Source organism: Microbacterium sp. NPDC089698 (assembly GCF_044749045.1).
Classification (GTDB): domain Bacteria; phylum Actinomycetota; class Actinomycetes; order Actinomycetales; family Microbacteriaceae; genus Microbacterium.
The window spans coordinates 157,148-178,310 of record NZ_JBIVHE010000005.1 but is presented as its reverse complement, the minus strand read 5'-3'; the positions used below and the strand labels follow the sequence as shown (position 1 = coordinate 178,310).

Sequence of the window (21,163 nt, the reverse complement as noted above, 5' to 3'; positions counted from 1 at the left end):
CGAGGAGACACCCATGTCACAGGCGAACCCGATTCCCGACAAGCCGGCGCTGGAAGGCCTCGAAGCGAAATGGGGTGAGCGCTGGTCGACCGACGGCACGTTCCTCTTCGACCGCCTCCGCGCCGCCCAGACCGGCCGCGACGGCGTGTACTCGATCGACACCCCTCCGCCCACCGCGAGCGGCAGCCTGCACATCGGCCACGTGTTCTCCTACACGCACACCGACATCAAGGCGCGCTTCGAGCGCATGCGCGGCAAGAACGTGTTCTATCCGATGGGCTGGGACGACAACGGCCTGCCGACCGAGCGCCGCGTGCAGAACTACTACGGCGTGCGCTGCGACCCGTCCCTGGGCTACGACCCCGACTTCACTCCCCCGTTCGAGGGCGGAGACAACAAGTCCTCCCGCGCGGCCGACCAGCTTCCCATCAGCCGCCGCAACTTCATCGAGCTGTGCGAGAAGCTCACCGAGGAGGACGAGAAGCACTTCGAGGCGCTGTTCCGCCAGCTCGGCCTGAGCGTCGACTGGACCCAGACCTACCGCACGATCTCGAACGAGTCCATCCGCCAGAGCCAGCTCGCGTTCCTGCGCAACATCGAGCGCGGCGAGGCCTACCAGTCCCTCGCGCCGACGCTCTGGGACGTGGACTTCCGATCCGCGATCGCGCAGGCCGAGCTCGAGGACCGCGACCAGCAGGCCTCGTACCACACCATCGACTTCCCATTCGCGGACGGATCGGGCCACATCACGATCGAGACGACCCGCCCGGAGCTGCTCCCCGCGTGCGTCGCGATCGTGACCCACCCTGAGGGCCCGCACAAGCACCTCATCGGCACGAAGGTGCGCACGCCCTTCTTCGACGCCGACATCGAGATCCACGGCCACCACCTCGCCCAGCCCGACAAGGGCACGGGAGCGGCGATGGTCTGCACCTTCGGCGACGTGACCGACATCGTGTGGTGGCGCGAACTGCGCACGACCGACGGCCGCGACCTGCCGAACATGACCACGATCGGCCTCGACGGCCGATTCCTGCCCGACGCCCCCGCATCCGTGGGCGATGCGGACGCCGCCGCCTGGTACGTCGAGAACATCGCCGGCAAGACCGTCTTCTCCGCACGCAAGGCGCTCGTCGAGAAGCTCCAGGAGACCGGAGCGATGACCGCGGTCGGCAAGCCGTTCAACCACGCCGTGAAGTTCTTCGAGAAGGGCGACCGCCCGCTCGAGATCGTGTCGACCCGCCAGTGGTACATCCGCAACGGCGCCCGCGACGCGGACCTCCGCGACCAGCTGCTCGCCCACGGCACCGAGCTGGACTGGCACCCCGAGTTCATGCGCGTGCGCTACGAGAACTGGGTGGGCGGCCTGACGGGCGACTGGTTGGTCTCCCGGCAGCGCTTCTTCGGCGTGCCGATCCCGCTCTGGTACGCGCTCGACGAGAACGGCGAGCGCGACTACGACCGCGTGCTGACCCCCGATCACGCGAGTCTGCCGATCGATCCGACGAGCGATGTGCCGGCCGGCTACACCGCCGAGCAGCGCGGCGTGCCGGGAGGCTTCGACGCCGAGGCCGACATCCTGGACACCTGGGCGACCTCCTCGCTCACCCCGCAGCTCGCGGGCGGCTGGGAGCGCGACGCCGAGCTGCGGGAGGTGGTGTCGCCGATGGACCTGCGCCCGCAGGGTCAGGACATCATCCGCACCTGGCTGTTCTCGACCATGCTGCGCTCCACGCTCGAGGACGGCCGCACTCCGTGGCGCAACGCCGCGATCAGCGGCTTCATCGTCGACCCCGACCGCAAGAAGATGTCCAAGTCCAAGGGCAACGTGGTCACCCCGGCCGACATCCTCGACACGCATGGATCCGACGCGGTGCGGTACTGGTCGGCCTCCAGCCGTCTGGGCGCCGATGCCGCGTTCGACCCGCAGAACCCGACGCAGGTGAAGATCGGCCGTCGCCTCGCGATCAAGATCCTCAACGCCGCGAAGTTCGTGCTCTCGTTCCCCGCCCCGGAGGGAGCGGAGATCACGCACGCGCTCGACGCCTCGATGCTCGCCACCCTGGACGGCGTGGTGCGCGACGCGACGGCGGCGTTCGAGAACTACGACCAGGCCCGCGCGCTCGAGATCACCGAGGCGTTCTTCTGGACGTTCTGCGACGACTACCTCGAGCTCGTCAAGGAGCGCGCCTACGACCGCACGGATGTGGGGCAGGCCTCGGCGGCGCTCGCGCTGCGCCTCGCGCTCTCGACCCTGCTGCGCCTGCTGGCCCCGATCGTGTCCTTCGCGACCGAGGAGGCGTGGAGCTGGTTCGAGGACGGCTCCGTGCACACCGCGGCGTGGCCCCAGGCACGCGGCATCGACGGCGACCCGGCGATCCTCGCGACCGCGAGCAAGGCGCTGATCGGCATCCGCCGGGCGAAGACCGAGGCGAAGGCCTCGCAGAAGACCCCCGTCTCGTCCGCGACGATCGCCGCCCCCGCCGCCGACATCGCGGCGCTCCAGGCCGCGGCCGACGATCTCCGCGCCGTGGGCCGGATCGCGGAGCTCTCCTTCGTCGAGGCTGAGGAGCTCGTCGTCACGGCGATCGAGCTGGCGCCGGCCGTGGAGGCATGATGCAGCTCGGGACGCGCTGGGCCGCCGGATCCGAACCGCCCGCATCGGTTCCCGCGGCCCTGCGCCCCGGCATCGCCGACGCGGAGGCGCGGAGCGTGGCCGGCGGCACGCTGAGCCTGCAGACCGGAGCGCTGAACCTGCTCCGCGGCACGTGGACGCTCACCTGGCTGGAGGGCCGGCCGATCGCCGAGCTCGACACCGGCTGGGAGGTCTCGCGCACCGCTTCGGGCGAGGTCGTGGTCCGTCCCTTCGAGGATTGAAGGGCCGGGGCGCCCGCTCGGGGCGGCGCGGGACGAACCCCGCGGCGGCCTCAGCGCGACCGGGATCCGATCATCTGCAGAGCCTGCTCGAGGACGAACGGATCCATGGTCTTGCGCGCCTGCTGCTCACGCAGCAGGTCGATGGCGAGAGCGCGACGTTCCGCGCGACGCTCCATGCGCCGGCGCACGTGCCCGGTGATCGCGTCGGCGATGCGGAGCCCCGTGCGCTCGGCGAACGTGGGTGCGGCGATGTGCAGCGTTGCGGCGGTCATGACAGCTCCTCGGTCTCGGTGGTGCGGTGTTCCGCGGCGCCCTGCGGGCGGCCGTCGGGAAGGTCGAACAGGTCGGCGCGGATCGTGACGCGGCGCACATCGGGTCCGGTCTGGTCGCGATAGCGCAGCACGGCGGCCTCGACGAGTTCGTCGATCTGCCGCGCGAGCTCCTGCAGCTGCGGCGCGGTCATGTCGAGCATCGTCGTCATGTGGTGCGCCGCGTCGCGCCACTCCTGAGGCACCTCGGCCTGGGGCCGGTGCAGGTGGTCCATGAGCCGCTGGTGCCGGTTGCGGAAGAACTCGTCCTCCACGATCTGCGCGGCGGCCCTGCCGGACGGCGTCATCGTGTCGTTCGGCCCCGAGAACGACATACGCCCGCGCGGGCGCTCCCACCACCGCTCCCGCGCCGTGCCGCGTCCGGCGACCTCGTGGATGAGGTCACGCGCGGCGAGCGCTCGCAGGTGATAGCTGGTGACGCCGGAGCTCTCGCCGATCAGCGCCGCGAGCGAGCTCGCCGTCTGAGGGCCGCGCTCCGCGAGCAGATCCAGGATCCGCACACGCAGCGGGTGTGCGAGCGCCTTCAGGGCGCCCGCGTCGAGCGTGCGCTCCTCGGGCTGCGCGTGCTCCCGTGCCGCTTCGTTTTCCGTCATGCATGCAAAGATACCTTTGCAAGTAAGTCTTTGCAAGCACTTCTTTGCAACTTTCTTGCGTCGGCGCCCCCTCTGCGCACCGACGCCCCCTCACAGGAGCGCTGCTCAGAGGGGGCGCCGGTGCTGCGAGGGGGCGTCGCGAGGATCGTCAGCGCGCAATCACGCGCTGCGCCCAGGACAGAATCGTCTCCACCGCGACCGTGTCCAGCTGCGTCCCGTCCTCGTTGTAGTTCGTCCCCGGCACGATCTCGGCGCGCGGACGGGGTTCGTGCTTGAGCACGTGGTTCGCGTCCGCCGGAAAGGCGAACGTCACGAGCGGATTGTCGGCGGCCGCCGCCTGGAGCGGATCCCCGTCCGCGGTGGCGTCGATCTGCAGGTCCTTCTCCCCGATGAGCACGAGCGTGGGGATGCCGACGCCACCGATGCCGTCGGCGGCGCTCTCATTCCACAGCTCCCGCGCGAACGGGAGGTTCACCGGGCTGTCGAAGCTGCGCAGGACGTTCGCGACGGCGTCGGGGATGGAGCCGTCCGGATCCATCGCCCCGCCCGCCGAGAAGCGCGCCGTCGCCTCTCGCACGAGAGCCAGGATCCCCTCTCCCCCGGGTACCGCCGCCAGCTGCGCGCTCAGCTGCATGTCCAGCACCGCACCGACGCTCCGTCCGGGAGGGGCGGCCAGGACCAGCCCGCACAGCGGCACCGACATGGCCCCCGCCGCCTGGGCGAGTGCGTAGTGCAGCACGTGCACGCAGCCCTCGCTGTTCCCGAGGCCGATCACCCGGCTCCGATCGATGCGGGCATCGGCGACGAGCGTGTCGAGCGCGGCGGCGAGCTCGGCGAGGTGCGACGCCATGCTGAACGTCCCCGCGAGGCGCGGCAGGTTCTCCACGACGTGCGGACCCGACGCCCGCTTGTCGTAGCGCAGCGCAGCGAAGCCGTGCTCGGCGAAGAACTCGGCGAGCAGCCGGCCGGATCCGTTCGTCCCCGGCAGCATCGGGGAGTTCCAGTCGCGGTCGGTCGGACCGCTGCCCGCGACCAGGACGACCGCGGGGAACGGTCCGTCCCCGTCCGGTGCCGTGATCGTGCCGAACATCTCGATGCCGTCCAGGGTCCAGCTCACCTCTGCAGAGTGCGTCATGAGCAGAGTCTGGCGCGCAATCCTCTCGGTTGCCCAGGAACGCGCGGAGATCTTGTCGTCGGCGCCCCCTCTGCGCACCGACGCCCCCTCGCAGGGACGGCGCTCAGAGGGGGCGCCGATGCTGCGAGGGGGCGTCGAGGAATCCGGTCAGGCGGCCGCGCGTGCGGCGACGAACGCCGCGACGCAGCGCTCGACCTGCTCGGGGGTGTGCGCGGCGGAGAGCTGCACGCGGATGCGCGCGAGACCGCGCGGCACCACCGGGAAGCTGAACGCGGTCACGTACACGCCCTGCTTCTGCATCTCCGCGGCGACCCGTGCGGTCAGTGCGGCGTCGCCGAACATGACGGGTACGATCGCGTGCTCGCCCGGGAGCAGGTCGAACCCCTCCTCCGTCATGAGACGGCGGAACAGCGCGGCGTTCTCCTGCAGCTGCGCGCGCAGGGATCCGGATCCCTCGACGAGGTCGAGCGCGCGCAGGGTGCCCGCCACGATCGAGGGCGCGAGCGTGTTGGAGAACAGGTACGGACGGGCGCGCTGGCGCAGCAGCGCGACGATGTCGCGATGGCCGGCGACGTAACCGCCGCTCGCGCCGCCGAGCGCCTTGCCGAACGTCCCGGTGTAGATGTCCACGCGACCTTCGACGCCGCACAGCTCCGGCGTGCCACGACCGTGCTCGCCGATGAAGCCGACCGCGTGCGAGTCGTCCACGAAGACGAGGGCGTCGTAGCGCTCCGCGAGGTCGCAGATGTCCGCGAGCGGGGCGATGTAGCCGTCCATCGAGAACACGCCATCCGTCACGATCACCCGGAAGCGGGCGTCGGCCGCGGCCTCCAGCTGCTCCTCGAGGTCCGCCATGTCGCGGTTGCGGTAGCGCAGCCGGCGCGCCTTGGACAGCCGGATCCCGTCGATGATCGACGCGTGGTTGAGCTCGTCCGAGATGATCGCGTCCTCGGCCGAGAACAGCGTCTCGAAGACGCCGCCGTTCGCGTCGAAGCACGACGAGAACAGGATCGCGTCATCCGTGCCGAGGAACGACGACAGCCGCCGCTCGAGCTCGAGGTGCTGCTCCTGCGTCCCGCAGATGAATCGCACGCTCGCCAGGCCGTAGCCCCACTCGTCGAGGGCGCCCTTGGCCGCCGCCACGAGGCGCTCGTCGTCGGCGAGGCCCAGGTAGTTGTTCGCGCAGAAGTTCAGCACCTCGGCGCCGTCCGCGACGATCTCGGCGCGCTGAGGACCGCGGATCCCGCGCTCATGCTTGGTGAGTCCCGCCTCGTCGATCGCGGTGAGCTCATCGGCGAGGTGCTGCTGGAATGATCCGTACATCGTGGTCTCCTACAGTTCGGTCCAGTCGAGGATGATCTTGCCCGTGCCCGCGGACGCGGCGGCCGCGAAGCCCTTCTCCCAGTCTCGCGCGGGGAGCACCTCGGCGATGATGCGGGTGATGGAGTCGCGCAGCACCGGGCTGGTCTGCAGCATGGCCCCCATCGCGTTCCAGGTCTCGAACATCTCGCGGCCGTAGATGCCCTTCACGGTGAGCATGTGCGTGACGATCTTGCCCCAGTCCACGCTGAACGGACCGGTCGGCAGGCCGAGCATCGCGATCCGCCCGCCGTGGTTCATGTTGTCGATCATCGCGGGCAGCGCGCTCGGCGCCCCGCTCATCTCGAAGCCGATGTCGAAGCCTTCCCGCATGCCCAGCGCGCGCTGCGCATCCGCGATGTCCTCGCGGGAGACGTCGACGACCGCGTCGGCACCCATCTCGCGGGCGAGTTCCAGCCGCGGCGCGCTCACGTCGGTCGCGGTGATGAAGCGGGCGCCCACGTGGCGGGCGATCGCGATCGCCATGAGTCCGATCGGGCCGCAGCCGGTGACGAGCACGTCCTCTCCGACGAGCGGGAACGCGAGCGCCGTGTGCACGGCGTTGCCGAGCGGGTCGAAGATCGCGCCGAGCTCGGGCGTCACGTCCGCGTGATGCACCCAGACGTTCGTCGCGGGAAGGGTGAGGTACTCCGCGTAGGCGCCGTCGCGCTGCACGCCGAGACCGATCGTGCGGATGCACATCTGCCGACGGCCGGCACGGCAGTTGCGGCACATGCCGCACACGATGTGCCCCTCGCCGGAGACCCGGTCGCCGACCGAGATGTCGTGCACGAGCGGTCCGACCTCGACGACCTCGCCGTAGAACTCGTGGCCGGGGATGAGCGGCGCCTTCACCGCGGAGGCGGCCCAGTCGTCCCAGCGCTGGATGTGCAGGTCGGTGCCGCAGATGCCGGTGCGCAGCACGCGGATGACCACCTCGTCGGGTCCGGCCACGGGGTCCGGCCGGTCGACGAGCTCGAGGCCCGCGTGCGGGCCGTCCTTGTAGAGAGCCTTCATGCTTCGATCCCACCGCGAAGAACCCTGTAGATCAATCCCCACTGTCTGGAGCGAGCTTTAAGCATCGCTACATGCTTGACTGGACATATGCAGTTGCAGCAGCTTCAGATCCTCCGCGAGCTCGGCGCGCTCGGCAGCGTGACCGCCGTCGCGGAGGCCCTGCGCGTCACGCCGTCCGCCGTCTCCCAGCAGCTCGCCGCGCTGCAGCGCGGCGTGCGGGCTCCGCTGACGCGAAAGCAGGGGCGCACGCTCGTGCTGACCCCGGCCGGCGAAGCGCTCGCCGAGGCCGGCGCGGCCGCGCTCGATGCGATGGCCGCCGCGCGCTCCGCGGTGGACGAGTTCGAGGCGACCGAGGGCGGTGTCGTCACGGTCAGCGGGTTCCTCAGCGCGGCGCAGGCGCTCTTCGGCCCGCTCATCCGCGCGCTCGGATCCGGACCCGACGTGCCCGCGATCCGCTTCACCGACGAGGACGTCGCGCAGAGCGACTTCCCCGCCCTCACCGCGCGCTACGACCTCGTGCTCGCGCATCGCATGGAGCACAGCCCGCCGTGGCCGAAGACCGGGATCCGCGTGCTCACCCTCGCCGCCGAGCCTCTGGACGTGGCGCTCTCCCCCGAGCACCCGCTCGCGCAGCGTGCATCGCTGCGCCCGGCCGATGTGGTGGGCGAGCGCTGGGTGACGAGCCGCGCCGGCTACTCCCCCGATGACGTGCTGCGCACGATCTCCGCCATCACGAACCGGCCGGCCGAGATCGTGCACCGGATCAACGACTACGGCGTCGCCGCGTCGGTGATCGCGACGGGCGACGTGATCGGCGTGCTCCCCCGGTACACCTCGCCGGGCACGGACGCCGTCGTGCGCCGCCCGCTGCAGTACGTCAGCACCAACCGGATGATCGATGTGCTCGCCCGGCCGGAGAACCTGCGCCGGCGCTCCGTGCGTCTCGTGTCCGATGCGCTGCGCCGCGTCATGGCGGAGCTGACCGGCTGAGGCGGCCCGCCGCCGCACTCCCTCGGAACGAGGCGATCTTCTAGGCTCGGAGGATGACGGTCGAGACGAACCCGCTGCTCACGCCCTCCGCCCTCCCCTATGCGCTGCCGGACTACGGCCGCATCCGCGCGGAGCACTACCTCCCCGCGTTCCGGCGGGGGTTCGAGGAGCAGCTCGCGGAGATCCGCCGGATCACGATGGTGCGCTCGATGCCGACGTTCGAGAACACCATGGTCGCCCTGGAGCGCAGCGGAGAGCTGCTCGACCGCGCCTCGCATGCGTTCTACACCGTGGCCTCCGCCGACGCGACGGCCGAGATCCAGAGCATCGATGAGGAGCTCGCGCCGCTGATGGCCGCGCACCAGGACGCGATCCTGCTCGACTCGGCGCTGTATCGGCGGATCTCGCTGCTCCACGAGCAGATCGAGGCTCTGCCCCTGGATCCGGAGCAGCGACGCCTCGTCGAGCGCTGGCATCGTGAGATGACCCTCGCCGGCGCGGCGCTCGACGAGGCCGCCAAGGCGCGACTCACCGAGCTCAACCAGCGGATCTCCTCGCTCAGCACCGTGTTCGAGAAGAACCTGCTGGCCGACACGAACGAGCTGGCCGTCGTGTTCGACGACGCGGCCGACCTCGACGGCCTGAGCGCGGGGGAGCTGTCCTCCGCCGCGCGCGCCGCCGCCGAGCGCGGTCTCGAGGGCAAGCACCTGCTCGCACTCCCCCTGTTCACCGGGCACCCCGCGCTCGCAGCGCTCACCGTCCGGGAGAGCCGCCGTCGCATCATGGAGGCCTCGCGCTCTCGAGGGGCGCGCGGCGGCGAGCACGACAATCGCGGCGTCCTCGCCGAGATCGCGGGCCTCCGCGCCGAACGCGCGGCGCTGCTCGGCTACGGATCCCACGCCGCCGCGGTGACGGCTGATGAGACCGCCGGCACGCCCGAGGCCGTGGAGCGCATGCTGCGCGAGCTCGCGGCGCCGGCCGCGCGCAACGCCGCCGCCGAACGCGCGGCTCTGCAGCAGCTCATCGACGACACCGAGCCGGCGCCGTTCCCGCTGGAGGCGCACGACTGGGCCTTCTACACGGAGAAGCTGCGCACCGCCCAGTACGACATCGACACGGCGGCGCTGCGCCCGTGGTTCGAGGCGGAGCGCGTGCTGCACGACGGCGTGTTCGCGGCGGCAGGCCTGCTGTACGGCCTCTCCTTCACGGAGCGGTCCGACCTTCCCGTCTACCACCACGGCGCGAGGACCTTCGAGGTGTTCCAGGAGGACGGATCCGCGCTCGGCCTGTACGTGCTGGATCTGTACACCCGCGACAGTAAGCGGGGCGGGGCGTGGATGAACCCGATCGTGAGCCAGTCCGCTCTGCGCGGCACGCTCCCGGTCGTCGCGAACAACCTGAACGTGTCCAAGCCCGCCGACGGGGAGGCGACGCTGCTCACGATGGATGAGGTGAACACGCTGTTCCACGAGTTCGGGCATGCGCTGCACGGGCTGTTCTCCGACGTCACGTATCCGCACTTCTCCGGCACCAAAGTGTTCCGCGACTTCGTCGAGTTCCCGAGCCAGGTCAACGAGATGTGGATGCTCTGGCCTGAGATCGTCGGCGCATACGCCCGCCATCACGAGTCCGGCGAGCCGCTTCCCGCGGGGCTCGTCGAACGCCTGCAGGCGACGGAGACCTTCAACCAGGGCTTCGAGACCAGCGAGTACCTCGCGGCGGCATGGCTCGACCAGGCCCTGCACGCGCTGCCGGCGGGAGAGTCGATCGACGACGTCGCCGCGTTCGAGGCGGCGGCCCTCGCGGACATCGGACTGGATGACCCCGCCGTGCCCCCGCGATACTCCTCGGCCTACTTCGCGCACGTGTTCTCCGGCGGCTACAGCGCCGGCTACTACTCGTACATCTGGAGCGAGGTCCTCGACGCCGACACCGTCGAGTGGTTCCGTGAGAACGGTGGCGCCCAGCGTTCCAACGGCGAGCGATTCCGCCGGCGTCTTCTCGGCGTGGGCGGATCCAAGGATCCGCTCGAGGCCTACCGAGACTTCCGCGGACGCGACGCGGAGATCGCCCCGCTGCTCCAGCGACGCGGCCTCGATCGCTGACCGCCTGCCGCAGAGCGGGCGCCTCCTCCCCCTGTCGGCGAGGAGGCGCCCGACCTAGGCTGGGGATGGATGCGGCGAGAGATGACGCCGGCCGTGAGGAGGAACCGATGTCCGTGTTCTCGGAAGAGCCCTACGACGCCACGACCCCGCTCGATCTGCCTCCGGCCTCGCTCGCGGCGGTCCGCCGGACCGGCCTGCGCATCGACGGCCTCGGATCGACGTTCGATCTGGCCTTCGGCGCGCTCGGAAAGGCGATCGCCGCGGGATCCCTCACCCCCTCCGGCCCCGCGGTCGCGGTCTATCGCGGCGATCCTATGGATGTCTTCGACCTCGACGTCGGCTTCCCGGTCGCCGCCGCGTTGTCCGCTCCGCTCACGGTCGACGATGTCGAGATCGAGGCGGCGGATCTGCCGAGCGGACCGGCGCTGGCCACGACCGTGATCGGACCGTACGAGGGTCTGGGCGAGGCCTGGGGGCGGCTCGCCGGCGAGAGCACCGCGCTCGGACACAGCCCTGCGGGCGTCTGGATCGAGGTCTATGTGTCCGACCCGAGCGTCACGGCCGCCGCCGATCTGCGCACCGACCTGATCCTTCCGGTTCAGCGCTGAGTTCGGGTACCGCTCAGGCGCTCTTGCGCTTGCGCGCCAGCACCAGTGTGGGAGGAGCTCCCTCGTCGACCGCGGCACGGGTCACGACGACCTTCTGAACGTCCTCGGTCGAGGGGATCTCGAACATGATCGGACCGAGCACGTCCTCGAGGATCGCGCGGAGTCCGCGGGCCCCGGTCTTCCGCTCGACCGCCAGGTCGGCGATCGACTGCAGCGCGTCCTCCTCGAACTCGAGCTCCACGCCGTCGAGCTGGAACATGCGCTGGTACTGCTTGACCAGCGCGTTGCGCGGACCGGTCAGGATGTCGATGAGCGCGGCCTGATCGAGCGGCGTGACCGAGGCCACGACCGGCAGGCGGCCGATGAACTCGGGGATGAGGCCGAACTTGTGCAGGTCTTCCGGGAGGACCTCGCTGAACAGATCCAGGTCCTTGCCCTTGTCGTGCAGCGGGGCCCCGAAGCCGACGCCGTGCTTGCCGACCCGGGAGGAGATGATGTCCTCGAGGCCCGCGAAGGCGCCGGCGACGATGAACAGCACGTTCGTCGTGTCGATCTGGAGGAACTCCTGGTGCGGGTGCTTGCGCCCGCCCTGCGGCGGCACCGAGGCGACCGTGCCCTCGAGGATCTTCAGCAGCGCCTGCTGAACGCCCTCCCCCGAGACGTCGCGCGTGATCGACGGGTTCTCGGCCTTGCGCGCGATCTTGTCGACCTCGTCGATGTAGATGATCCCGGTCTCGGCGCGCTTGACGTCGTAGTCGGCGGCCTGGATGAGCTTGAGCAGGATGTTCTCCACATCCTCGCCGACGTAGCCCGCCTCGGTGAGCGCGGTGGCGTCGGCCACGGCGAACGGCACGTTCAGGCGCTTCGCGAGGGTCTGCGCGAGGTAGGTCTTGCCGCAGCCCGTGGGGCCGATCATGAGGATGTTGCTCTTCGCGATCTCGATCTCGTCGGCCTTCTGCTCGGCCGGCTGCAGCGTTCCACGGGCGCGCACGCGCTTGTAGTGGTTGTAGACGGCGACGGAGAGGGCGCGCTTGGCCTGGTCCTGTCCGACGACGTACTCCTCGAGGAAGGAGAAGATCTCGCGGGGCTTGGGCAGATCGAACTCGGCGACTTCGCCGTTGGCGGACTCCGCCATGCGCTCTTCGATGATCTCGTTGCAGAGCTCGACGCACTCGTCGCAGATGTAGACGCCGGGGCCGGCGATGAGTTGCTGGACCTGCTTCTGGCTCTTGCCGCAGAACGAGCACTTGAACAGGTCGGCGCTCTCACCGATGCGTGCCATGTGCGTCCTCCTTCGAGACGTGGTCCGCGGTCGCCTCCGCGCTGTCGCGAGGAGCGATCACGGCGTGGGAACACCGTGCGGCGTTGCCGCTGTTCGAGCCTAACCGCTGCATCCGACATCCGGCCGCATCGCCACGGATCGCCCGCAACGCGTCGCTCCGCGCACGGCGAACACGCGTCGGATCCGGGCTTTCATGGTCCGGGGATCCATGCAGCCGTGGGATCGGGGCGGAGAATGAACGTGTCGCCGATGCTCCAGGGGTGCTCCCCAGGGGCCCAGCCGACCCTGTTGTACGTAGCCGTGGACGTCATGTCCATGCAGAGACGCTTCTCGATGCCGTCGAGGTTGTCGCCGGTGACGGTCGTGTAGCTCACGATGCGCCCCTGATCGTCGAGATTCACGGTGCCCGTCGCGCCTCGGCGAGGCCCGAAGTCGATCGGCTCTCCGATCAGCTCGCCGTGGAAGTCGGCGGCGTTGCCGTCGACGTCGACCGAGTCCCGCTGGATCTCGATCCTCGCGAGCGGATGGCATTTCTCCGCCCCTCCGACGCGCTCCTGCTCAGAGGTCGGGAACACCGCCGACGGCTCCGGCGCAGGGCTCCTGGATGGTGCACTCGAGGCCGGCGAGGGCTGGGCCGCCTGCTGAGGTATGGCAGCAGAGACGGTCGCGAGTGCGGAGCCCGCGCCGACCGCGAGGCCGACGACGACGAGCCCGGCCGCGGACCAGGCGACGATCCTCGCGGTTCTGTTCATAGCCTGAACCTAGCCGGGTGCTCAGATCCTCGCGAGCCCGGCATGGATCAGGCCTGAACGAGCATCGCCCGCCCGGGCGCGTCCTGCGGATCCGGGCGGGCGATGCGACGAACGGGCAGCCAGGACTACAGAAGAGCCTTCGGGTGCCACACGGTCTTCACCTCGGTGAACGCGGCGATCCGCTGCGGCGAGGCGACGACCTCGCCTGGCACGAGAACGCGCTTGAGCGTGTCGGCGGCGGCGATCTGCAGGTCGACCCAGTCGATCCCGCCCGCTCCCGCCAGGTCCAGCGCGTTGACGTCGGCGTGCGCGGCGAGCCACGGCGCGAGCTCGGCCGGGGATCCGGTGAGCACGTTCACCACGCCGCCCGGCACGTCGCTCGTGGCGAGCACCTCGGCGAGGCTGATCGCCGAGAGCGGGTACTGCCGGCTCGCGACGACGACCACCGCGTTCCCCGCGACGAGCGCCGGCGCGACCACGGAGACGAGGCCGAGCAGCGCGGACTCCTGCGGTGCGACGATCGCGACGACGCCGGTCGGTTCGGGCGCGGAGATGTTGAAGTAGGCCCCCGCGACCGGGTTCAGGTTGCCGGCGATCTGGGCGTATTTGTCGCACCAGCCCGCGTACCAGACCCACAGATCGATCGCCTCGTCGACCTGCGCGCCCGCGACGGCCGCAGAGACCCCCTGCTGCGCCACGATCTCGTCGACGAACTGGGCACGACGCCCCTCGAGCACCTCGGCCACGCGGTACAGCACCTGGCCGCGGTTGTAGGCGGTCGCCTTGGCCCAGGCGGCCTGCGCGGCGCGCGCGGCCTTGACCGCGTCGCGGGCGTCCTTGCGCGACGCCTGGGCGGCGTTCGCCAGGAACGCCCCCTTCGGAGTGGTGACCTCGTAGGTGCGCCCCGATTCGCTGCGCGGGAATGCGCCGCCGATCGCGAGCTTGTAGGTCTTGGGAACGGTCAGTCGCGCGCTCATGCCGCGGATCCCTTCTTCAGCGCCTTGGCTTCGCTCTTGCTCTCGTTCTGCGGACTGAGCGCGCGGGGCGCGCCGCCTGCGGGACGCAGATAGGCCGCCAGGCCCTGCTTGCCGCCTTCGCGGCCGTAGCCGGACTCCTTGTAGCCGCCGAACGGGCTGGACGGGTCGAATCGGTTGAACGTGTTCGCCCAGACGACGCCCGCGCGCAGGCGGTCGGCGACGGCGAGGATCCGGGATCCCTTGTCGCTCCAGATGCCTGCGGAGAGGCCGTAGGGCGTGTTGTTCGCCTTCGCGATCGCCTCGGCCGGGGTGCGGAAGGTCAGCACGGAGAGGACGGGGCCGAACACCTCCTCGCGGGCGATGCGGTGAGACGCCTCGACGCCGGTGAAGATCGTCGGGGCGAACCAGAACCCCTTCTCCGGGATCACGCAATCGGCGGTCCAGCGCTGTGCGCCCTCGTCCTCGCCGACCTGGCTGAGCTCGCGGATGCGGGCCAGCTGCTCCGCCGAGTTGATCGCGCCGATGTCGGTGTTCTTGTCGAGCGGGTCGCCGAGACGCAGCGTCGACAGGCGGGACTTCAGCCGGTCGATGACCTCGTCGTGGATCGACTCCTGGACGAGCAGGCGGCTGCCTGCACAGCAGACGTGGCCCTGGTTGAAGAAGATGCCGTTGACGATGCCCTCGACGGCCTGATCGATCGGGGCGTCGTCGAACACGATGTTCGCCGCCTTGCCGCCGAGCTCCAGCGTGAGCGCCTTGCCGGTGCCGGCGACGGTGCGGGCGATCTCGCGGCCCACCGCCGTGGAGCCCGTGAAGGCGACCTTGTCGACGTCGGGATGACGCACGAGCGCCGCGCCGGTGGCCCCGGCACCCGTGATGATGTTCACCACGCCGGCCGGAAGATCGGCCTGCTGGAGGATCTCGGCGAAGATCAGCGCCGTGAGCGACGTGGTCTCGGCGGGCTTCAGCACGACCGTGTTGCCGGCGGCGAGGGCCGGCGCGACCTTCCACGCGAGCATGAGCAGCGGGAAGTTCCACGGGATGACCTGCCCCGCCACGCCGTGCGCGGAGGGGTTCGGCCCGGCGCCGGCATAGTCGAGCTTGTCCGCCCAGCCGGCGTAGTAGAAGAACCACGAGGCGACGAGGGGCACGTCCACGTCGCGGGACTCCTTGATCGGCTTGCCGTTGTCGAGGCTCTCGGCCACGGCGAGTTCGCGGGCGCGCTCCTGCACGAGGCGCGCGATGCGGAACAGGTACTTGCCGCGGTCGCGACCGCTCATCTTCGACCACACCTTGGTGTAGGCGCGGCGCGCGGCGGCGACGGCGAGGTCGACGTCCTCATCGGAGGCGTGCGCGATGGTGGCGATGCGCGACTCGTCCGCGGGCGAGATCGTGCCGAACGAGGCGCCACGTCCCTCGACGAACTCGCCGTCGATGAACAGGCCGTACTCGTCCTTCAGGGTGAGGATGCTGCGCGACTCGGGCGCAGGTGCGTAGTCCAGGAATCCCATGCGTGGTCCTCCGTCAGTCGATCGTGACGTAGTCGGGGCCGGAGTAGTGGCCGGTGGTCAGCTTCTGCCGCTGCAGCAGCACGTCGTTGAGGAGGCTGGAGGCGCCGAAGCGGAACAGGTGCGGCTGCAGCCACTCCTCCCCGACCGTCTCGGCGACGTGCACGAGGTACTTGACCGCGTCCTTCGAGGAGCGGATCCCGCCGGCCGGCTTCACGCCGATCTTCTCGCCGGTGAGCCGGTGCCAGTCGCGCACGGCCTCGAGCATGAGCAGCGTGACCGGGAGCGTCGCCGCCGGCGCCACCTTGCCGGTGGAGGTCTTGATGAAGTCGCCTCCGGCCAGCATGCCCAGCCACGAGGCCCGCTTGATGTTGTCGTAGGTGTTCAGCTCACCCGTCTCCAGGATGATCTTGAGCGAGGCGGAGGTGCCGTCCTCCCGGCGGCAGGCGTCCTTGACCGCGACGATCTGCTCGAACACCTGTCCGTAGCGTCCGGCGAGGAACGCGCCGCGGTCGATCACCATGTCGATCTCATCGGCTCCCGCCTCCACCGCGTCGCGGGTGTCGGCGAGCTTCACGGCGAGCGACGCGCGCCCGCTCGGGAACGCGGTCGCGACGGCGGCGACGGAGATGCCGCCGTCGTCGGGGTCGCCGTGCCGGGCGCCGAGCGCCTCGACGGCGTACGGCACCATGTCGCCGTACACGCAGACCGCGGCGACCGAGGGGCAGGACGCATCCGACGCGTCGGGCAGCTTGGCCTTGGACACCAGCGAGCGCACCTTGCCCGGGGTGTCGGCGCCCTCGAGCGTCGTGAGGTCGATGAGGCGCACGATCGTGTCGAGGGCCCAGGCCTTCGACGTGGTCTTGATCGAGCGCGTGCCGAGCGCTGCGGAGCGCTGCTCCAGGCCCACCGCGTCCACGCCGGGGAGGCCGTGCAGGAATCGGCGCAGGGTGAGGTCGTCGGGTTCGCCGCCGAGCACCTCCAGCGCGGTGCGCCGTGCGAGTTCGGTCGTCGTCACTGGTCCTCCAAGAGGGTCCGGGCGGTCGCCTCATCGGTGACCACCATCGTGCACAGGTTCGCGGTCACGACCGTGCGGGCGATGTCGTGCTTCGCCTCTCCGGCCGTGACGAAGACGGCGGTGCGCGCCTCGCGCAGCCGCTCGAGGCTGAGGCCGACCGTGCGGGCGTCGAGCTCGGGATCGACCACGTTGCCGTCGGCATCGATGTAGCGGCCCAGAACATCGCCGACCGCTCCGCGGCGGGCCAGCTCGTCGATGTCCCGGACGCTCAGATATCCGTTCTCGACGTGCGCGGATCCGGCATCGCAGACGCCCGCCGTGAAGAGGTAGGCGTCGGCCTGCGCGGCCTGATCGAGCACGCCCGCGACCGTGCGGTCCCGCTCGATCGCCTGCTTGGTCTCGAGACGCTCCAGGATCGCGGGGCTCGGCAGCAGCGCGACGTGGCCCGACGCGCGCTGCGCGATCGTGGCCGCGAGCGAGGCGGCGCCTCCCGGCCGGCGGTTCACACTCACGCCGCCGTTCATCTGCACCACGGTGACGCCGCGTGCCCACCCCTCGGCCATGCGGTCGGCGATCGCGGTGAGCGTGCGCCCCCAGCTCACGGCGAGGGTCTTCGGCACCGGTCGGAGGGCTGCAAGATGATCCGCGGCGCCCTGCGCGACCCGGCCGAGGGTCTCGGTGTCGCTCGGCCCGTTCGGCACCACGACGGCGTCGGCGAGCCCGAAGCGCTCGCGCAGCTCCCGCTCGATGCCGAGCTTGCGAGCGCGCGGGTGCACGATCTCGATGCGGACGATCCCGTCGATGCGGGCCTGCTGCAGAAGCCGGCCGACCTTCCAGCGCGAGATGCCCAGCAGGCCGCCGATCTCGTCCTGGGTCTTGTCCTCGTCGTAGTACAGCTCCGCCACGCGGACGGCGAGCAGCTCGTCATCGTCGATGGCGGATCGGGGCATGCTCCGAGAGTACCCTTCGCCACACGCACGCGCACGAAACTGCTCAGATGAGCATTCGCCCTCGCTCACCCGCGCAACAGGGGCGGGGACGCGAGAGGGCGGCCCGGAATCGCATCCGGGCCGCCCTCTCGCGTCAGGTCAGCAGGTCAGCTCAGCGACTGACGCTTACGGCTCGTCAGCACCTGGTCGACGATGCCGTACTCCTTGGCCTGCTCCGCGGAGAGGATGTTGTCGCGATCGATGTCGCGGTTGACCTTCGCCACCGGCTGGCCGGTGTGCTTGGCCATGGTCTCCTCGAGCCACGTGCGCATGCGCAGGATCTCCGCGGCCTGGATCTCGATGTCCGACGCCTGTCCCTGGCCGGCCTCGCCCATCGCGGGCTGGTGCATCAGCACGCGCGCGTTCGGCAGGGCCAGACGCTTGCCTGGTGCGCCCGCGGCGAGCAGGACCGAGGCCGCCGAGGCCGCCTGGCCGAGCACGACCGTCTGGATCTGCGGCGCGACGTACTGCATCGTGTCGTAGATCGCCGTCATCGCCGTGAAGGATCCACCGGGCGAGTTGATGTACATCGTGATGTCGCGCTCGGAGTCCTGGCTCTCCAGGACCAGCAGCTGCGCCATCACGTCGTCGGCGGACGCGTCGTCGACCTGCACGCCGAGGAAGATCACGCGATCCTCGAACAGCTTGTTGTACGGGTCCTGGCGCTTGAAGCCGTAGGCGGTGCGCTCCTCGAACTGAGGAAGGACGTAGCGGCTCGAGGGCAGGTTGCCGGCGGACCGGAACGTGGGTGTGTACATGGGTGTCCTCTCCAGCCTTACTTGTCCGCGCCCGTGCCGCCGCCGCCGTGCACGTCACTGGCGTGCTCGCGCATGTGGTCGACGAAGCCGTACTCGAGGGCCTCGGTGGCGGTGAACCAGCGGTCCCGGTCGCCGTCCTCGTTGATCTGCTCGACCGTCTTGCCGGTCTGCGACGCCGTGATCTCGGCGAGGCGCTGCTTCATCGACAGGATCAGCTGCGCCTGCGTCTGGATGTCGCTCGAGGTGCCACCGAAGCCGCCGTGCGGCTGGTGCAGCAGCACGCGCGCGTTCGGCGTGATGTAGCGCTTGCCCTTGGTGCCGCTGGTCAGCAGCAGCTGCCCCATCGAGGCCGCCATGCCGATGCCGACCGTGACGATGTCGTTCGGCACGAACTGCATCGTGTCGTAGATCGCCATGCCCGCGGTGATGGATCCGCCGGGCGAGTTGATGTAGAGGTAGATGTCCTTCTCGGGGTCCTCTGCGGCGAGAAGGAGGATCTTGGCGCAGATCTCGTTGGCGTTCTCGTCCCGCACCTCGGATCCCAGCCAGATGATGCGATCCTTGAGCAGCCTGTCGAAGACGCTCGTCGCGACCAGGGGTTCAGCCATTTCCGCTCCTGTTTCCGTGTTCGGTGATTCGAATCTACCGGCGACAACGCACGCGCCCGGCCGTGTTCGCCGTCGGCATATCAGGCGTCGCGGCCCGCGATCTCGTGCGCGTAGGCGGTCATGGACCGGTGATAGCGGGGCATGTGCGGCACGAGGGCCATGATCGCGACGCTCAGGCCGCGCTCCGGCTGACCGGCACTGGCCAGGGCGAGCGCGTGCATGGCCGCGATCGCATCGCGGTACACGGAATCGGGGTGCGCCGCGTGCTCGGCCTCGATGAGCTCGAGCGCCCCCTCGAGGTCGCCGAGGTTGCGCAGCGAGCTCGCGAGCTGGATCGTCGCCTGGGCGCGGCGGTCGTCGTCGAGCCCGAGCTCGAGCGCACGCCGGTAGAGCGGTACGGCCTCGTCCGGCCGCCCCGCGGAGTCGCGGGCGCCGGCGCGTTCGAAAGCGGCCTCGGCGTCGTCCGCGCCGCGCTCCGCCGCGATCGCATCGATCCGCGAGATCACCTCTTCGTCGACGAGACCGCCCGATGCGGCCTCCCAGACGGCGTCGATCCGTTCCTGCCAGTCGTTCATGTCTGTCCTCGGTCTCGTGCTCGATGGATGCGAAGAGGGCGGGTGCACGATGCACCCGCCCTCTTCCGGATCGTGGATCCGGTGCTTACTCGGCGTCAGCGGCCTTGTCGGCGGCCTTCTTGGCCGGAGCCTTGCGCGCGGCCGGCTTCTTGGTGGCCGGCTTCTCCTCGGCCGGAGCCTCGGCGGCGGGAGCCTCGTCGGCCTCCGCAGCCTTCTTGGCCGGGGCCTTCTTGGCGGGGGCCTTCTTCGCCGGAGCCTTCTTCGCGGGCTTCTCCTCGGCCGGAGCCTCGGCGGCGTCCTCGGCCTCGTCGTCGGTGGCGACGAAACCGGTCAGGTCCACGGCCTTGCCGTTGGAGTCGACCACGGTGACCTTGCCGAGCGCGACCGCGAGGGCCTTGTTGCGTGCGACCTCGCCGACCAGGACGGGCAGCTGGTTCGCGGACTGCAGCGCCTCCACGAACTCCTGCGGAGCCATGCCGTACTGCGCGGCGGACTGGATCAGGTACTGGCTGAGCTCGTCCTGCGAGACCTGGACGTTGGCGCCCTCGGCGATCGAGTCGAGCAGCACCTGGGTGCGGAACTGCTTGGTGCTCGCCTCGGTGACCTCGGCGCGGTGCTCGTCGTCCTCCAGGCGGCCCTCGCCCTCGAGGTGGTTGTGCACCTCGTCCTCGATGAGCTGCGGCGGAACCGGGATCTCGATCTTCTCGAGCAGGGTCTCGATGAGCTTGTCGCGCGCCGAGGAGGCCTGGGTGAACACGCCCTGCTGCTCGACCGACTCGCGCAGGCTGTCGCGCAGCTCGGCGATGGTGTCGAACTCGCTCGCGATCTGCGCGAAGTCGTCGTCCGCCTCGGGCAGCTCGCGCTCCTTGACGGCCTTGACCGTGACGGAGACCTCGGCGTCCTCGCCCGCGTGGTCGCCACCAACCAGCTTCGAGCGGAAGGTGGTGTCCTCACCGGCGGTGAGCGAGTCGATCGCGTCGTCGATGCCCTCGAGCAGCTCGCCGGAGCCGACCTCGTAGGAGACGCCCTCCGCGCGGTCGATCTCGGCGCCGTCGATCGCGGCGACGAGGTCGAGCTCGACGAAGTCGCCGGCCTTCGCGGGACGGTCGACGGGGACCAGGGTGCCGAAGCGGGCGCGCAGGCGGTCGAGCTCGGCGTCCAGCGCAGCCTCGTCCGCCTCGATGGCGTCGACGGTCACGGTGATGCCGTCGAGCGACGGGACCTCGATCTCGGGACGGACGTCGACCTCGACCTCGACCTTGAGGTCGCCGGAGAAGTCCTTCTCGTTCGGCCACTCGATGACCTCGGCCGAGGGGCGGCCGACGATCCGGAGGTTGTGCTCGAGCGACGCCTCACGGAAGAAGGTGTCCAGACCCTCGTTGACGGCGTGCTCGATGACGGCGCCGCGGCCGACGCGCTGGTCGATGATCGGCGCGGGCACCTTGCCCTTGCGGAAGCCGGGGATCTGCACGTCCTGCGCGATGTGCTCGTAGGCGTGCGCGATGCTGGGCTTGAGGTCCTCGGGGGTGACCGTGATGTGCAGCTTGACCCGGGTCGGGGCAAGCTTCTCGACGGTGCTGTTCGCCATGCTGGTGTGTCTCCTTGTGAATGTCCCGCGTGCAGTCCGCGCGGGCGATGTCGTGGGGCTCGGCCGATCCTGCGGATCGGCGTTCGCACGGGGCG

20 protein-coding genes are annotated in these 21,163 nt (G+C 70.2%); 5 read left to right on the top strand and 15 right to left on the bottom strand.

The genetic code is table 11. The annotated features are described in order from the left end of the window. The first annotated feature begins 13 nt into the window (after positions 1–13). Together valS and ACIPY5_RS14635 are read left to right on the top strand one after the other, a co-directional pair. The gene (valS, locus tag ACIPY5_RS14640; RefSeq protein ID WP_400971874.1) at positions 14–2,617 is read left to right on the top strand and encodes a valine--tRNA ligase; all 2,604 of its coding nucleotides are present in this window, start codon (positions 14–16) and stop codon (positions 2,615–2,617) included. Next, entirely contained in the window at positions 2,614–2,877 is a 264-nt protein-coding gene (locus ACIPY5_RS14635) for a hypothetical protein (RefSeq protein ID WP_396652928.1), read from the top strand. Before valS ends, ACIPY5_RS14635 begins: the two co-directional genes overlap by 4 nt. 50 nt (positions 2,878–2,927) lie before the next feature. Here the strand turns inward: ACIPY5_RS14635 and ACIPY5_RS14630 are convergent, their stop codons facing one another. From ACIPY5_RS14630 to tdh, 5 genes are all read right to left on the bottom strand, one after another. Further along, positions 2,928–3,149 carry a hypothetical protein gene (locus ACIPY5_RS14630; RefSeq protein ID WP_400971872.1) on the bottom strand — a complete coding sequence of 74 codons (222 nt, stop codon included), beginning with the start codon at positions 3,147–3,149 and terminating at the stop codon, positions 2,928–2,930. Continuing rightward, a complete protein-coding gene (locus ACIPY5_RS14625) occupies positions 3,146–3,799 on the bottom strand; it encodes a helix-turn-helix domain-containing protein (protein WP_400971870.1) in 654 nt (217 codons plus the stop codon). Before ACIPY5_RS14625 ends, ACIPY5_RS14630 begins: the two co-directional genes overlap by 4 nt. 148 nt (positions 3,800–3,947) lie before the next feature. Further along, the gene (locus ACIPY5_RS14620) at positions 3,948–4,934 is read right to left on the bottom strand and encodes an alpha/beta hydrolase (RefSeq protein WP_400971868.1); all 987 of its coding nucleotides are present in this window, start codon (positions 4,932–4,934) and stop codon (positions 3,948–3,950) included. Positions 4,935–5,081: 147 nt separating this feature from the next. Continuing rightward, on the bottom strand, positions 5,082–6,257 hold the full coding sequence (locus ACIPY5_RS14615) for a glycine C-acetyltransferase (protein ID WP_400971866.1): 1,176 nt from the start codon (positions 6,255–6,257) through the stop codon (positions 5,082–5,084). Positions 6,258–6,266: 9 nt separating this feature from the next. Then, the gene (tdh, locus tag ACIPY5_RS14610) at positions 6,267–7,310 is read right to left on the bottom strand and encodes an L-threonine 3-dehydrogenase (RefSeq protein ID WP_309337843.1); all 1,044 of its coding nucleotides are present in this window, start codon (positions 7,308–7,310) and stop codon (positions 6,267–6,269) included. An 87-nt stretch (positions 7,311–7,397) separates the two neighbouring features. On the opposite strand from tdh, the gene ACIPY5_RS14605 reads away from it, so the two are divergent. The 3 genes from ACIPY5_RS14605 to ACIPY5_RS14595 all read left to right on the top strand — a co-directional run bounded on the left by ACIPY5_RS14605 (position 7,398) and on the right by ACIPY5_RS14595 (position 11,013). Continuing rightward, positions 7,398–8,300: a LysR family transcriptional regulator gene (locus ACIPY5_RS14605; RefSeq protein ID WP_309337840.1), complete on the top strand. Its 903-nt coding sequence runs from the start codon at positions 7,398–7,400 to the stop codon at positions 8,298–8,300. A 53-nt stretch (positions 8,301–8,353) separates the two neighbouring features. After that, positions 8,354–10,405 (top strand): M3 family metallopeptidase, encoded by a 2,052-nt coding sequence (locus tag ACIPY5_RS14600; RefSeq protein ID WP_400971863.1) that lies wholly within the window; start codon positions 8,354–8,356, stop codon positions 10,403–10,405. A 107-nt stretch (positions 10,406–10,512) separates the two neighbouring features. Continuing rightward, positions 10,513–11,013, top strand: a complete 501-nt coding sequence (locus tag ACIPY5_RS14595) for a GyrI-like domain-containing protein (RefSeq protein ID WP_400971861.1) — start codon at positions 10,513–10,515, stop codon at positions 11,011–11,013. A gap of 13 nt (positions 11,014–11,026) precedes the next feature. On the opposite strand, the gene clpX is transcribed toward ACIPY5_RS14595, so the two are convergent. The 10 genes from clpX to tig all read right to left on the bottom strand — a co-directional run bounded on the left by clpX (position 11,027) and on the right by tig (position 21,068). Next, on the bottom strand, positions 11,027–12,295 hold the full coding sequence (clpX, locus tag ACIPY5_RS14590; protein WP_309337832.1) for an ATP-dependent Clp protease ATP-binding subunit ClpX: 1,269 nt from the start codon (positions 12,293–12,295) through the stop codon (positions 11,027–11,029). 191 nt (positions 12,296–12,486) lie between these two features. Further along, positions 12,487–13,047, bottom strand: coding sequence for a hypothetical protein (locus tag ACIPY5_RS14585; RefSeq protein WP_400971858.1), 561 nt, complete (start codon positions 13,045–13,047; stop codon positions 12,487–12,489). 125 nt (positions 13,048–13,172) lie between these two features. Continuing rightward, entirely contained in the window at positions 13,173–14,024 is an 852-nt protein-coding gene (locus ACIPY5_RS14580) for an aldehyde dehydrogenase family protein (protein ID WP_400971856.1), read from the bottom strand. Beyond that, complete coding sequence (locus tag ACIPY5_RS14575) at positions 14,021–15,535, bottom strand: aldehyde dehydrogenase family protein (protein ID WP_400971854.1); 1,515 nt, start codon at positions 15,533–15,535, stop codon at positions 14,021–14,023. The genes ACIPY5_RS14580 and ACIPY5_RS14575 overlap by 4 nt, the downstream gene beginning before the upstream one ends. Positions 15,536–15,548: 13 nt before the next feature. After that, positions 15,549–16,517 (bottom strand): deoxyribose-phosphate aldolase, encoded by a 969-nt coding sequence (gene deoC, locus ACIPY5_RS14570; protein WP_400972149.1) that lies wholly within the window; start codon positions 16,515–16,517, stop codon positions 15,549–15,551. A gap of 29 nt (positions 16,518–16,546) precedes the next feature. After that, positions 16,547–17,500 (bottom strand): sugar-binding transcriptional regulator, encoded by a 954-nt coding sequence (locus ACIPY5_RS14565; protein WP_309337818.1) that lies wholly within the window; start codon positions 17,498–17,500, stop codon positions 16,547–16,549. Positions 17,501–17,646: 146 nt separating this feature from the next. After that, positions 17,647–18,297: an ATP-dependent Clp protease proteolytic subunit gene (locus ACIPY5_RS14560; protein WP_309337815.1), complete on the bottom strand. Its 651-nt coding sequence runs from the start codon at positions 18,295–18,297 to the stop codon at positions 17,647–17,649. A gap of 17 nt (positions 18,298–18,314) precedes the next feature. After that, entirely contained in the window at positions 18,315–18,905 is a 591-nt protein-coding gene (locus tag ACIPY5_RS14555; RefSeq protein ID WP_309337813.1) for an ATP-dependent Clp protease proteolytic subunit, read from the bottom strand. 80 nt (positions 18,906–18,985) lie between these two features. Further along, complete coding sequence (locus ACIPY5_RS14550; RefSeq protein WP_400971850.1) at positions 18,986–19,480, bottom strand: tetratricopeptide repeat protein; 495 nt, start codon at positions 19,478–19,480, stop codon at positions 18,986–18,988. Positions 19,481–19,565: 85 nt separating this feature from the next. Next, a complete protein-coding gene (tig, locus tag ACIPY5_RS14545; protein ID WP_400971848.1) occupies positions 19,566–21,068 on the bottom strand; it encodes a trigger factor in 1,503 nt (500 codons plus the stop codon). Positions 21,069–21,163 lie beyond the last annotated feature (95 nt).

What these genes read in the sequence shown, in the direction of transcription:
- valS (WP_400971874.1), top strand. Translation starts at nt 14, where the DNA reads ATGTCACAGGCGAACCCGATTCCCGACAAGCCGGCGCTGGAAGGCCTC.
- ACIPY5_RS14635 (WP_396652928.1), top strand. Translation starts at nt 2,614, where the DNA reads ATGATGCAGCTCGGGACGCGCTGGGCCGCCGGATCCGAACCGCCCGCA.
- ACIPY5_RS14630 (WP_400971872.1), bottom strand. Translation starts at nt 3,149, where the DNA reads ATGACCGCCGCAACGCTGCACATCGCCGCACCCACGTTCGCCGAGCGC.
- ACIPY5_RS14625 (WP_400971870.1), bottom strand. Translation starts at nt 3,799, where the DNA reads ATGACGGAAAACGAAGCGGCACGGGAGCACGCGCAGCCCGAGGAGCGC.
- ACIPY5_RS14620 (WP_400971868.1), bottom strand. Translation starts at nt 4,934, where the DNA reads ATGACGCACTCTGCAGAGGTGAGCTGGACCCTGGACGGCATCGAGATG.
- ACIPY5_RS14615 (WP_400971866.1), bottom strand. Translation starts at nt 6,257, where the DNA reads ATGTACGGATCATTCCAGCAGCACCTCGCCGATGAGCTCACCGCGATC.
- tdh (WP_309337843.1), bottom strand. Translation starts at nt 7,310, where the DNA reads ATGAAGGCTCTCTACAAGGACGGCCCGCACGCGGGCCTCGAGCTCGTC.
- ACIPY5_RS14605 (WP_309337840.1), top strand. Translation starts at nt 7,398, where the DNA reads ATGCAGTTGCAGCAGCTTCAGATCCTCCGCGAGCTCGGCGCGCTCGGC.
- ACIPY5_RS14600 (WP_400971863.1), top strand. Translation starts at nt 8,354, where the DNA reads ATGACGGTCGAGACGAACCCGCTGCTCACGCCCTCCGCCCTCCCCTAT.
- ACIPY5_RS14595 (WP_400971861.1), top strand. Translation starts at nt 10,513, where the DNA reads ATGTCCGTGTTCTCGGAAGAGCCCTACGACGCCACGACCCCGCTCGAT.
- clpX (WP_309337832.1), bottom strand. Translation starts at nt 12,295, where the DNA reads ATGGCACGCATCGGTGAGAGCGCCGACCTGTTCAAGTGCTCGTTCTGC.
- ACIPY5_RS14585 (WP_400971858.1), bottom strand. Translation starts at nt 13,047, where the DNA reads ATGAACAGAACCGCGAGGATCGTCGCCTGGTCCGCGGCCGGGCTCGTC.
- ACIPY5_RS14580 (WP_400971856.1), bottom strand. Translation starts at nt 14,024, where the DNA reads ATGAGCGCGCGACTGACCGTTCCCAAGACCTACAAGCTCGCGATCGGC.
- ACIPY5_RS14575 (WP_400971854.1), bottom strand. Translation starts at nt 15,535, where the DNA reads ATGGGATTCCTGGACTACGCACCTGCGCCCGAGTCGCGCAGCATCCTC.
- ACIPY5_RS14565 (WP_309337818.1), bottom strand. Translation starts at nt 17,500, where the DNA reads ATGCCCCGATCCGCCATCGACGATGACGAGCTGCTCGCCGTCCGCGTG.
- ACIPY5_RS14560 (WP_309337815.1), bottom strand. Translation starts at nt 18,297, where the DNA reads ATGTACACACCCACGTTCCGGTCCGCCGGCAACCTGCCCTCGAGCCGC.
- ACIPY5_RS14555 (WP_309337813.1), bottom strand. Translation starts at nt 18,905, where the DNA reads ATGGCTGAACCCCTGGTCGCGACGAGCGTCTTCGACAGGCTGCTCAAG.
- ACIPY5_RS14550 (WP_400971850.1), bottom strand. Translation starts at nt 19,480, where the DNA reads ATGAACGACTGGCAGGAACGGATCGACGCCGTCTGGGAGGCCGCATCG.
- tig (WP_400971848.1), bottom strand. Translation starts at nt 21,068, where the DNA reads ATGGCGAACAGCACCGTCGAGAAGCTTGCCCCGACCCGGGTCAAGCTG.